Origin of the sequence: Polaribacter ponticola (assembly GCF_026191475.2) — a bacterium.
GTDB lineage: Bacteria > Bacteroidota > Bacteroidia > Flavobacteriales > Flavobacteriaceae > Polaribacter > Polaribacter ponticola.
This window is the reverse complement of sequence record NZ_JAOSLC020000003.1, coordinates 836908-849569: the sequence shown is the minus strand read 5'-3', so window position 1 is coordinate 849569 and position 12662 is coordinate 836908. Positions and strand designations below refer to the sequence as shown.

Below are 12662 nucleotides of genomic sequence, written 5' to 3'. Positions count from 1 at the left end.
GCCCTATTTAAAATAGGGCTTTTTCGTTTTTATAATTTTTAACGTCTTCTTTTTCTGTTAATTGGCTCTTTCTTACTGGTTTTCTTAGTGTTTAAAGCTCTAGTTTTTTTAGTATCTTTTTCAATTCTATTATTTCTTTTAATTTTAGAATTATTAGTAATTCTATTTCTCTTATCTGTTTTTTTAAAAGTACTATTTCTTCTTGTATCAATTCTTAAATTACTATCAGTAGTAGTTTGTTTCCTATAAGAGTTGCTAGAATTTCTTTTTATTGTTTTTCTTCTATCAGTTTTGTTAACTGGTTTTCTTCTTTTTAAAATAGTACTTCTTTTTCCTATTTTGGCATTTGGTTTTGCCTTGTAATAATAAAAATTGTTGTCTTCTCTAAATTGAGAATAATTATTTCTAAAATCATTTCTATAAAAGTAACGATCATTAAAATCACAAACATCTCCGAAATTGATATTAAATCGAATTCCATTATCATAATAATATTCTTTTACATTACCATAAAAAAATGGGTATCCATTTCTATTATATCTAACTCTAAGATCTCCAACTTTAGAAAGTTGCCCTCTATAATATTTTATAAAAACATTACCAATTCTAGTTACATTTCCTCTTCTATCATAGTTAATAAAAACATTTCCAACATTTCTAATTCTACCTCTATAATCTCTATTTATCCTAATCGAATTATTTCTATTATATCGATTGTTGAAATTAGTATCAAAATCAAAATCTCCATTTGTGAAAATATAAAATTCAACACCACGTTCAATAAAGTTAACAGCATTATTGTAAGAGTAATTTACCCTAATTCTGTTTGGTAAATTATCGCCTTTTTTGGCTTCAACAGTTGAAACCATCATGAACATTCCTAATAAAATAAGTATACCTTTTTTCATAATATATGGTTTTAAGGGTTTTGTCTACTCGTTTAGCTTTTCGACTTCCGCGTTTGGTAGTTTATTTTCAAATAGCATGCCAAGAAATAAAATTAAAATTTTGTAAAATGTTTTTATTTAATTTTGTGTACTGATAGTTAGTAAGTTACTTCAATTATTCTTTCTGTAAAAAATATGGATTTATATGTATATTTTTCTATATTTATACGACTTATAAAGAAAACTATAGTAGATGATTGAAGCCATTGAGAAAAATTTACAAAGAGGTATTAATTTATTAAAAAATATATCCGACGATGAATACTCAAATAATTCAATTCAGCCATATTATTCTAGTATTGGTTGTCATATGCGTCATGTTTTAGACGTATTTTCATGTGTTTTAACTGGTTTTAAGAATGAGAATATAGATTTAACCATTAGGGAAAGGAATGAATTAGCAGAGCAAAAAACAACTGTAGGGATTGATTATTTTAATAAAGTAATTGATCAAGTTTGTGCAATATCTAATAATAATTTAAAATCTGAAATAACAGTCTCAGATGATTTGGGTTCTGGTAAAATAACGGTAAATACTACACTAGAAGCTGCATTAATGCAAGCACAAAGTCATGCAATTCATCATTACGCAAGTGTAGGTTATCTTATTTATCAATTAGGAATAGAATTGCCAGATGCAGATTTTGGGTTTAATCCTACAACACCTAAAAAGCAAGAAGTTGGATAAAGTAAATGTTTATATATTTAACAATTTAAACGTAAAGTTGACTTCATTTTGCCTGATGTATATTTCTTTACAATTTGAAGGATGTTTAAATTGATGACTTAGATTAAGGTTAAACGAAGTGTTATCAATAATAAATACACTTTCGAAATCTTTTTTTCCATTAGTGTTGTATCTAGAAATTCTATATTCTAAATTGTTTATTTTCTCTTCAATTTTAAACCAAGCTCCGCTACCAATACCAGATAACCAAGTTCCGTTAATTAAATCAAATGATTTAGTGTCGGGTAGTTCGGTCCCAATTAAATTAAGCTCCCTATCAAATTTTTTAAAAAAAGAAGCATTGTATTCTTTTAATATAGATCTGTTTTTATATTCTTTAATCTTTTGGTCTTTTACAGTATAAACTTCTTTCGAAGTTTTTCCTTTTATAGTATTACCAATAGGACTTGGCGTTAATAAATAAGAACTTTTTAGTTTTAATTGAATTCTCTTTTTAGTACACGAATTAATAATAGTATCGGTTACAAATCTAGCGCAATTGCTACCTTTTTTTAAGAAAGCTCCATATGGAAACTCTTTTTTATCAATTAAAGCATGTATAAAGTTAAGTGCTTTATTATAATTTATTTGATGATTAACACTAGCTATTAATCTTCCTTCTCCATGCGTTTTTTCAGGATGTTTTTCTAGCCATAACAATATCTCGTCTAAATTTGTTAAAGATTTACTCTTAAAAGTAGCTTTTAAAGGAATATAAAGTTCTGGATCGGTTTCGTAAGATCTAACGCGTCCATTTCCATAAGAAGTAATATATCTACCAAAATCGTAATATTTAATTTCTGGTGAGTTTTTTTAATTAATAGCAAAGCAGAATGTCCTGCTTGTACTGCATGTTTACTTCCTATGCCTATTTTTGGCCAAAAATTACTTAATGTTTCCCAATAAGCAGGTCTAACAACAGTATCAGGGTATGATAATATGATTATTATTCCATCAGAATTTATTTCCTTTTTGTTTAACATTTTTTACAATCTAGAAACTAATTTCACTTTTTTAGTATAAGCTCTTAGTTCAACCATCTCTGATATAAATTTTTTAGAACTTTTATAAGGAATTTGATGTTCTTCGTGGTTGGTTTTAGAAATTTGATACAGTGATTTCCAATGAGTTCTAATCGATTTTAATGCTGTAAAATAAGACGAATTTTGAGCATCATAAATATGAGTAGGCTCAGATATAATTCCGTTTATTTCTATTATTTTAAAATTATCGCCATTTTCAACTTCAGAAAAATCATTGTATTTTAAATCTACTCTACCATAAAACCAACCAGGTATTTGATGACTTAAAGCATCAAAAGTTTGTTCTATTTTTTTGATATTAGATGATTTCCATTAATAAACTGGGTTCCTTTAGAGTGGTTTCCAATAACGGAAAGCTGTATGATTTCGTTGTTTTTTGGAATAGTTTTTAATTTTTCTTTATGAATTTCTAATAGTAAAGGACTATATAATTTTGCTCTTGCATCTAATAAAACTAATTGTTCTAGAGTTGATATACCATTACCAGTAACACAAAGAAATTTTTTTAAAGTAATGGAAGAAATTGTACCTTTTTGTTCATTCGGGTTTCTGTGATAAAAAATACCACATTCATTCTTACAACTAACATATTCTTGTATAATTATATTTATAATATACTTTTCTAAGTACGTTCTTAATTCTTTTTCAGATTTTATTTTTTGTACTAATAAACCTCTAAAACCAATGTCTGGTTTAGCAATTAAAGGATATGTTATTCCTTTTTTTAATTGCTAAAAAAGTGCTTTCTAAATTAGAATTACAAGTATGTAAAACGCTTTTAGGCTTATATTTTGCAGGTATTAATTGTAATGTTTGGTATTTACTTTCTGTTCCGTTTCCAGAACTTTTTATAGAAGGATTTGCTGCGCTAAAAAAGCGGAATGCTTTGCTTTAGCAGCCAAATAGAAAGCATAAGGCAAATTAGGAACATAAAACATAGAAGAAGGCCAATATTCCCAATGTAAAACTTTATGTAATTTGTTCGTTTTCAGTTTTCCTATTTATTATTAAAAATCGAGTTTCCTATCACTTTAAATGTTTTAAAAGCAAAGTATACTGTAAAAATTAAAGTAGCAAAACCAATGAAAATTAATAAATACACAAAATAAATTTTAGGAGCTTCATTAAATTTATCTAAACCTTTAAAACCCATTGTAATTAGTACAGGTGATAAAATAAATAGAAAAACCAAAATACCTAATCTAATTAGTCCTTTACTTAATAAATCTAAATCTGTACTCATTTTGTATAATTTTGAATTGCATTTCTTACATTTCCAAATTCTTGCAATAATTTACTTGCAGTTTCTTGGTCGATATTTAATTCTTTTACTAACATTTTTTCTCCTCTATCTACCAATTTGTTGTTAGATAGCTGCATATCTACCATTTTGTTACCTTTTATTTTTCCAAGCTGAATCATTGTTGTAGTAGATAACATATTTAGAACCAGTTTTTGAGCTGTTCCTGCTTTCATTCTAGAACTACCAGTTACAAATTCTGGCCCGGCAACTACATCTACCGGAAATTTAGAGGTTAAAGACAAAGGACTATTTTTATTACATGAAATTGAACCAGTAATAATATTGTTATCGTTACATTTTTTTAGCGCAGAAATTACATAAGGTGTTGTTCCAGAGGCAGCAATACCAACTACAACATCTTTATCAGAAATATTGTGTTCTTGTAAATCTAGCCAACCTTGGTTTATGGAATCTTCTGCAAATTCAACAGCTTTTCTTATAGCGTAATCTCCACCAGCAATTAAACCAACAACTAACTCATGAGGCACACCAAAAGTTGGCGGGCATTCTGATGCGTCTAGAATACCTAATCGACCAGAAGTACCAGCTCCAATATAGAATAATCTACCACCAATTCTTTAGTTTATTAACTATTTGTTTAGTTAGTTTTTCTATTTGTGGTAAAGCTTTTTCAACAGCTAATGGTACCAATTTGTCCTCATTATTAATATTATTTAATAATTGAGAGATAGACATTTTTTCTAAATGATTGTATTTAGAATCTTGTTCTGTAGTTTTTGTAAAAGTCATCTTTCAAAAATACTGTTTTTCTAGTGTTTTGATAGAAAGAATTAAACAAGTTATTTAATCTTTTTTAACTAAATCTAAAGTATAAGTATCTGTTTCAGAAATATGAAAATAGCCTAAAGGAAAATTATCTTCATCTGTTGTATTAATCATGTTTCCTAATAAAGAAGAAGGAGCTGTGGCAAATGGCCCACCAGAATTTTGATTACTTTGGTTAATTAATATTTCAAAATATGTATAATACTCTTTTGTTATTCCAGACATTCTAATGGTTACAGTTGCTGGTAATTCAATATCATCTTCATCATAGAAAAAAGAAAAATTATAATCAGAACCATTAAAATAACGGTCATCTATTGATAAAAATAAATTTCTATCAAAGTTAAATAAGTAGTAGTTTTCTATAATAGGTTCGTCTTTAAATGTAATTTCTAATTCTGTTTCTTCTCCAGAAAATAAAGTTTCATCTCCTTGTACAACATTTGTTAGCGGAGTAGATTTAACTTTAGAAGCTTTCCCTTTATAGGTTTGATTGTCATAAACCACCGTAAGTTCATACATAATACCATCTTCTGGGATGAAAGAATTTATTGGTTCAAAATTACCATTAGAATTAGTATCTATAAAATTGATAATTGTATTGTTAGATAAGTTTGTTAAAAACACATTTGCATTAGATACCGAAGGAATTTCATCATCAAAATAATCTGAAGATAAACTAAGTTTAACGATAGAGTTTGCTATAACAGGACTTTTATCAAATAAAATTTCGAAATTAGCATCTATTATTAATTTAGGTTCAATTGATGGAACCTCTACATCAATTACTTTTTCGCAACTTATAATTGTGAATAAGAATAAAACGGGAAAAATATATTTTTTAAACATGTCTTAAAATTTAAAGTTATAAGTTACTGAAGGTACCATTCCAAAAATTGAAGTTTGAATCGCTTCATTTTTTAAGGTTTCTCTATTTTGGGTAAAGTTTATAGACGCTGCATTTTCTCTGCCATATAAATTATAGATTCCAAAAATCCATTCGCCTTTCCATCTTCTATTTTTATTTTTTTCTGGAGTTAAAGTAGCAGAAATATCTAATCGATGATATGTTGGAAGTCTATCTGCATTTCTTCTATTGTCATCATAAATAGGAACGTTTAAACCTTGTATTTCATATTGCCCAACTGGGTAGTTTGTAGGTTGTCCAGTTTGAAAAAGAAAGTTTGCATTAAATGACCATTTTTTAGAAACCTCATAACTTCCGTTTATAGAAATATCGTGTGTTTTGTCATAAGCAGTGTTATACCATTCGCCTTGGTTTATACCAGGTTCATTAGCATTTCTTCCTAAAGTTCTTTGTTCAGATTTTGCCAACGTATATGCTAACCAACCTTTAAAGTTACCTTCGTTTTTCTTAAATAGAATTTCTAAACCATAAGCTCTAGATTGTCCGTTTAAAATAACACTTTCAATTTCGTTATTTGCAACTAAATTAGCTCCGTTTATATAATCAATTCTATTTTTAATGTCTTTGTAGAAAGCTTCAGTTTCTAATGAATAATCGCCATTTTTTATCGATTTAAAATAACCAACAGCAAATTGATCTAGTAATTGTGGCTTTATATATTTTCCACTAGGCGCCCAAACATCTAATGGAGTAGGAGAAGAGGTGTTAGAAATTAAGTGCAAATATTGCGTCATTCTATTATAACTCAATTTAAACGAAGCGTCATCATTTAATAGATAAGATAAAGAAACTCTAGGCTCAAAATTATTAAAATTTGCTATAGATGATGTTCTACTAAAAGACTCAGTTCCTATGGCGTCTGCAGATTCGTATTTTTTAAACTGTTCATTAAAAACAACAGGATTGTCTTTTGTATAAAGGTTTAATTCGTCTTGCCCCAAACGTGTAAAATTACTAAAACGCACACCATATTGTAAAGTTAATTTGTCGCTAACTTTATGCTCTGCATCTAAGTATGCAGCAAATTCATTAGCATATTTATCTGTTAATTTTTCTGCTATAATTCCAGAATCTTCTCTGTTAGGTGCAATTTCTCCAGGGTTAAATTTACTATAGATGTTATTTATACCATAACTTAATTTAAACTTGTTGTTAATATAGTGCTTAAAATCGTATTTAAGGTTTATGTTTCTAATACCAGAATCCCACTCAAAGCCAACAAAATCAAGAATAATTCCGTAAAAATAATCAGAATAGATTAAAGATAAATTAGAAAATATTTTATCAGAGAATAAATGGTTCCATCTTAAATTTACTACAGTATTACCATAGGTATTTACAAAACTATCATTAATTCCAAAAACATCTTTTCCAAAATAAGTAGATAAGAAAATATTATTGTTTTCATTAAATCTATAATTAACTTTACTATTTAAATCATAAAAGTAAGCTTTGTTATCATTGTCAAATAGAGGTAAAAATAAATGTGCATAAGATGCTCTACCCGCAACTACAAAAGAACTTTTTTCTTTTTCGATAGGACCTTCTGCTAACAACCTACTAGAGACTAAGCCAATTCCACCGGTTAAATTAAAGTCTTTACTATTTCCTTCTTTTTGATAAATATCTAAAACGGAAGATAATCTACCTCCAAAACGAGAAGGAATTCCTCCTTTATATAATTTTACATCTTTTATTACATCTGGATTAAAAACTGAGAAAAAACCTAGTAAATGAGAAGAGTTAAAAACAATAGCTTCATCTAATAATATTAAGTTTTGATCTGCAGCACCTCCTCTAACATTAAAACCAGAAGCACCTTCACCAGCACTTGTAACACCAGGTAAAAGGATTAAAGATTTAATAATGTCTGCTTCTCCTAAAACTACAGGAATTTGTTTTATAGATTTAGATGTAAGTTTATTAACACTCATTTGTGGAGTTCTAACGTTTATCTTTTCTATATTACTTTCAATTATAATTTCATCTAAACTTTCCGCTTCTTCAGAAAGCTTAAAATTTTTTGTAGTTTTTTTAACTAAATTTATTGTTTCGGATATTGTAGTAAAACCAATATAGTTTATTTGAAAATTATGTGAACCTTTTGGTAGTGTAATAGAATAGAAACCATATTCATTGGTCGTAGTTCCTGCATTTAAGTCAGGAAAATAAATTGAAACTCCAAACAAAGTTTCGTTATTAATTTTGTCTGAGATTGTACCGCTCAGTGTTATTTTCTCTTGACTAAATGCGCCTAAAGAGAAAATAAAAAATAAGAAGAATAATTTCTTTGTCATAATGTTTAATTAAAATACTAAAATAGTAAACAAAATTACGATTTTTTAGTAGTTATAGACTTTAAAAATGGATTAATTATAAATGATATTTTTAATTTCAATTTTTGTTTTCTCTAAAATGAAATAAACTTAAAATTCTTAGTTTAATAATTCGTCAAAAATTATTCTAAAAAAGCAGGTATTGTTTAGTAGGTCTTTATTTTTTAAACGCTAAATTAAAATCTGCAATTTCTATTTTGTCTCAAAAATTCTTTTTTAATTTTGTAATAGATCTTTAGATAAACAGTAAAATCGGATATTTTTTTAGAGCATTAAGTTTAGAACTTTCTGTACTAACGATAAATATTTTTTAAATTTTGACTAGTCTTTTTAAATCAACTTTATTAATTGTTTATGTGATTTAGAGTTATAGGTTATTATATTTTCCTATTAGTGACCAAAAGTTGAATTTGTTACATTAAATTTTAATTTCTCATAAAAAAATCTGATTAAATAACTAATCTATCTTTAATTATATACAATATCTTCAACTTCAATTTTTTTATTTTCTATAAAATCATATAAAGTTAACCTTCTTAAGGTGTAATAGTCTACCCAAAACTTCTCTAAAGAATTTAAGTATTGTAATACAGATCTATCTTTTTCTTGAAGTGCTAAGTTTAAATCTGTAATTGTTATTTTTCCTAAAACAAATCTTTTTTTAGTGATGTCATATCTTTTAATAGCAATTTCCTGAGCCTTTTCTGCTGTTTCTAAAAAGCTTCTTTGGTTTTGCCAATTTAAAACATGTAAATATATTTCTTGTTCAAACTCTTGTTCATTTTGTTCAATATTAGTATTAATTAAATCTTTGTTTGCCTCAACAAGTTTTCGTCTAGATTTAGAAACTCCCCAATCTAAAATTGGTATTCCTAAAGATAGAGTTACATTCTGTTGTTGGTTGTAATTTTGAAACAAATCATTAAAAACATTACCTTGTTGAGAGATTCCAAAATTAGCATTTAACCTTAACTGCAATCTATTATTTCCTTTTACTTCTGCAACATCTTTTTCTGCTTGTAAGCGTTTTCTTCTAAACTCTATTACTGCTTTTCTATTAGATTTAGCTTCCTCCATCGCTTTTTTTACAGTAACCGTAAAAGTGGATAATTTTTTTGGAGTATTTAGCTCAATACTTTCTGTGCCTAATGATAAATATCTAGATAAATTTTGAGTAGCTCTTTTTAAATTAATTTCATTTGTAGTTAATCCATTTCTAGAATTTAAAACAGAAAGCTCAATTTGTAGTAAATCATTTTCAGCTATTTTTCCCATTTTAAATCTTCCTTTAGAAATTTGGAATAATGTATCTTGATTTGATAAATTAGATTTAGCAATTTTAGATTGCACTTGAGCTTTTAATAAAGCAAAATACCTTCTTGATGTATTTAAAGAAATTTGCTCCATGTTTTCTATAAACTCTCTTTTTGCTTCCTCATAAAGCAAAGGTTCAATCTTTTTATTCCATTTAAATTCATTATAAAAAAGTGAATTTTGTCTGTAATTTATAGAGAAGGGTACAACTGCGAATCCTGTAGCAGCGTTATCACCAAAAACATCCACTCTTTCTACTTGTGTGCTAAAAGATACTGTACCACCTGTTAAAGCAATATTCTGATTTAAAGACAAGTTAGCATCAATTCTAGATTGATTTGAACGTACAAAAATATCTTGTCCATTATCATTTGTAATTCTATTTACCGAGTTAGAATATTGAGGCAAAGTAGCATCTAATCTTAATTGAGGTAAAAAACTTGCTTTATAATTTCTAAATCTCCAATAACTTGCCTGATTTTGATTTAATAAAGTTTTATAATCTGGAGAGTTTTTTTGAGCAATACTAATTGCCTCTTTTAGTGATATTTGTTTTTGACTATATGTTGTAAATGTTAGGAAAAAACAAAACAGAATAATTATCTTTTTCATTTGTGTTATGCTTAAATGATTATGTTTAAATGTAAATTACCTTATAATTATTCATGTCTAATAGCTTCAATTGGGCTTTTACTTGCTGCAGATTTAGCAGGAGCAATACCAAAAATTAAACCAATTAAAGTTGCTACAAAAAATGAAAGTAAAATTGAGTTTAAAGATAAAATTGTTTCGATACCCGTAGAAAGTTCTAAAAGGTAGGAGGCAAATATACCTAAGAAAATTCCTATAATTCCACCACCAATACTTACTAAAACAGATTCGGTTAAAAACTGCAAAATTACATCCTCTTGTGTTGCTCCAATGGCTCTAATAATTCCAATTTCTTTAGTTCTTTCTAAAACTGAAGCTAACATAATATTCATAATACCAATTCCTCCAATAAGTAATGATATTCCTGCTATAATACTTAGTACAATATTAAAAATCTGTTTTGTTTTTTGCTGTTGTTTTAAAAGTTGAATGGGTATAGAAATTTCAAAATCTAGCATATCATTATGCCTTCTTTTTAACATTCTACTTAAAACATCTGCAGTAGCATTTAACTCAGTAGAGTTATTAACTTGAACAACTAATTTATCTATTTGATGATAATTTCCTCTAGGGATTTTCTTTTTTGGTCCTTGTTGATCTCCAAAAATCATAACATTTCCTTCGGGTAAAGGTTTGTCACTAATAATTTTACGGTCTTTGTAGCGAACTAAAAAAGTTCTAATAGGTATGTATACATCTTGGTTTAAATCTCTAATTCCTAAGTTTTCTTGTGCATTTTCCGAAATAAATTTTTCTTCAATAACACCAATAACTTGTAGCCAAACATCTTTAACTTTTATCTGTTTCCCTAAAGCGCTTTCTCCTGTAAATAGTTTTTTCTCAATCTTTTTTCCTATAACACAAACAGGTAAAGAATTTTCGGTTTGAGCTCTAGAAAAGTTTTTACCACTTTCTATGGTAATATTAGATGTGGAAAAGAAATCTGTAGAAACACCAATTAATTTAACAGGGCTTTGTCTTCCTTTTTTTATAACATAGGTTTCTAAAACAATTTCTGGGCTTACAGTTTTAACTGAAGGAATATTTTTTTCTATACTAGCAACATCTAGCATGTCTAAACCTTTAGAAAAACGTTTAGCTACAATTCCTCCTGCTTCAGATTCTTCTTCGTTTTCATTCTCTTTTTCATCAGGAATAGGTGTAATAACTATATTATTTACACCAACTAATTCTAATTGTGCTAAAATTTCTTTTTCAGCCCCATTTCCAATTGCTAGCATAGTAATTACTGCAGCAACACCAAAAATAATTCCTAAAGAAGTAAGTAAAGTTCTAACTTTATTTGCTAAAATAACCCGTACTGCTTCACTAAAATTAGATTTTAGTTTTTCTATGTAGATTTTGTCTATCATATAAAAACTAATTTAGTTTAGATATTTGCGTGGCATCGTATCCTTCTGGTTTATTTAAGTAAACTACATCATCTTCAGTTAGTCCTTCGGTTATTATAACTGAATCGTTATTTGAATCTCCAATTTTAACCTGTCTTTTTGAGATTGAAAAACCAGATTTAGCGTATACATAAGTAATTGTATCTTTAGAAAAAACAGCTTCTAAAGGTATGCTTAAAACTTCTTTTCTTTCAAAAGTTAGTATTTTATTAGATGTGGTCATACCTGGTCTAATGTTTTTATTAGAGCCTTTTAATTTTATTAAAACTTGAAAAACTTTAATATCAGAACCTCTTTTCTTTTCTCCAACATTAGCTACATCTGTAACAATACCTTCCATTTGTACATCTGGGAAAGCGTCAAAACCAATTTTTACAGGTAAATCTTTTTTAATTTTTCTAATATCTACTTCATTTGCGTAGGTTTTAGATTCCATTTTGGTTAAATCTGGTAAACTTGCAATAGTTGGATTCCAAGGACTAATAGATGATCCTACTTTCTTTTTAGAACCGTCCCAATTTTTATCATAAGTAATCATTCCGTTTCCGTTAGAAAAAATTGTAAACGATTCTAATAATTTTAATAAATCGGTAAGTTTTTTATTTATTTTAGAAACTTGTGTGCCAACTTCTACCATTTTAGCATTGGCTTGTCTTTTTTTAATTTTATAGTTTTCTAATTTTTCTTTTAACCCCCTATTTGCTTTTTCTAGATTAATTTCTAACTTTTTTATAGTTGCAGGTGGCTCATAAATAGACTGCTTTAACTCCAACTTAGTTTCCTCCATTGTAAATTTTAAATCTTTAATAGAGTTTCTTTCTTGTTTTAAAGACAATGTAGTGTCTAATTGTTGCTGAGTGTATTTAGATTGTGCAGTTTCAAGATTTAAACGAGCATCTAAAATTTGTTCATTTACACTACTAGGGTCGAGCCTACCAACATAATCTCCTTTTTTAACTATAGTTCCTTCAGATACTAAATCTTGAATTTTTAGGTTGTTTAACCTAAATTTTCTAAGATTATCTGGCCCATTTATTTTTTTAAACTTGTAGATTGCGCTTCACCAGAAGTAATAACTTCACTAATGAAATCGCCTTTTTTTACTTTAGAAGTTAAATAGACTTCATCTTCGTTAGAAGTAGAAAAATAATTATATGCTAGGTAAATTAATACCAAAGCAATTACAGAAATAATTGCAATTTTTTTCTTATTCAT

At 27.5% G+C, this 12662-nt stretch carries 11 protein-coding genes and 2 pseudogenes; 2 read left to right on the top strand and 11 right to left on the bottom strand.

Annotation, left to right across the window (positions count from 1 at the left end; genetic code table 11):
* Positions 1-38: 38 nt before the first annotated feature.
* Positions 39-908 (bottom strand): hypothetical protein, encoded by an 870-nt coding sequence (locus tag N5A56_RS08800; RefSeq protein ID WP_274270345.1) that lies wholly within the window; start codon positions 906-908, stop codon positions 39-41.
* Between the two features lie 232 nt (positions 909-1140).
* Between N5A56_RS08800 and N5A56_RS08795 the strand changes: the two genes are divergently transcribed.
* Positions 1141-1635, top strand: a complete 495-nt coding sequence (locus N5A56_RS08795) for a DinB family protein (RefSeq protein ID WP_265725117.1) — start codon at positions 1141-1143, stop codon at positions 1633-1635.
* A 9-nt stretch (positions 1636-1644) separates the two neighbouring features.
* On the opposite strand, the gene N5A56_RS17825 is transcribed toward N5A56_RS08795, so the two are convergent.
* Positions 1645-1896 (bottom strand): DUF6695 family protein, encoded by a 252-nt coding sequence (locus tag N5A56_RS17825; RefSeq protein WP_476445311.1) that lies wholly within the window; start codon positions 1894-1896, stop codon positions 1645-1647.
* Between the two features lie 282 nt (positions 1897-2178).
* Positions 2179-2657 (bottom strand): annotated as a pseudogene (locus N5A56_RS17820) (DUF6695 family protein); the annotation flags it as partial.
* A gap of 769 nt (positions 2658-3426) precedes the next feature.
* Between N5A56_RS17820 and N5A56_RS08785 the strand changes: the two are divergent.
* On the top strand, positions 3427-3612 hold the full coding sequence (locus N5A56_RS08785) for a hypothetical protein (protein ID WP_274270343.1): 186 nt from the start codon (positions 3427-3429) through the stop codon (positions 3610-3612).
* A 102-nt stretch (positions 3613-3714) separates the two neighbouring features.
* On the opposite strand, the gene N5A56_RS08780 is transcribed toward N5A56_RS08785, so the two are convergent.
* From N5A56_RS08780 to N5A56_RS08745, 8 genes and pseudogenes are all read right to left on the bottom strand, one after another.
* Positions 3715-3960, bottom strand: coding sequence for a DUF6095 family protein (locus N5A56_RS08780; RefSeq protein WP_265725114.1), 246 nt, complete (start codon positions 3958-3960; stop codon positions 3715-3717).
* Positions 3957-4770, bottom strand: a pseudogene (murQ, locus tag N5A56_RS08775) (N-acetylmuramic acid 6-phosphate etherase). Before murQ ends, N5A56_RS08780 begins: the two are co-directional and overlap by 4 nt.
* 54 nt (positions 4771-4824) lie before the next feature.
* Positions 4825-5655 (bottom strand): DUF4249 family protein, encoded by an 831-nt coding sequence (locus N5A56_RS08770; RefSeq protein ID WP_265725112.1) that lies wholly within the window; start codon positions 5653-5655, stop codon positions 4825-4827.
* Positions 5656-5658: 3 nt separating this feature from the next.
* Complete coding sequence (locus N5A56_RS08765; protein ID WP_265725111.1) at positions 5659-8031, bottom strand: TonB-dependent receptor; 2373 nt, start codon at positions 8029-8031, stop codon at positions 5659-5661.
* Between the two features lie 507 nt (positions 8032-8538).
* Positions 8539-9996, bottom strand: coding sequence for a TolC family protein (locus N5A56_RS08760; protein ID WP_265725110.1), 1458 nt, complete (start codon positions 9994-9996; stop codon positions 8539-8541).
* 47 nt (positions 9997-10043) lie between these two features.
* Positions 10044-11408, bottom strand: a complete 1365-nt coding sequence (locus tag N5A56_RS08755) for an ABC transporter permease (protein ID WP_265725109.1) — start codon at positions 11406-11408, stop codon at positions 10044-10046.
* 7 nt (positions 11409-11415) lie between these two features.
* Positions 11416-12282 carry an efflux RND transporter periplasmic adaptor subunit gene (locus N5A56_RS08750; protein ID WP_265725108.1) on the bottom strand — a complete coding sequence of 289 codons (867 nt, stop codon included), beginning with the start codon at positions 12280-12282 and terminating at the stop codon, positions 11416-11418.
* A 197-nt stretch (positions 12283-12479) separates the two neighbouring features.
* On the bottom strand, positions 12480-12662 hold the full coding sequence (locus tag N5A56_RS08745) for a hypothetical protein (RefSeq protein WP_265725107.1): 183 nt from the start codon (positions 12660-12662) through the stop codon (positions 12480-12482).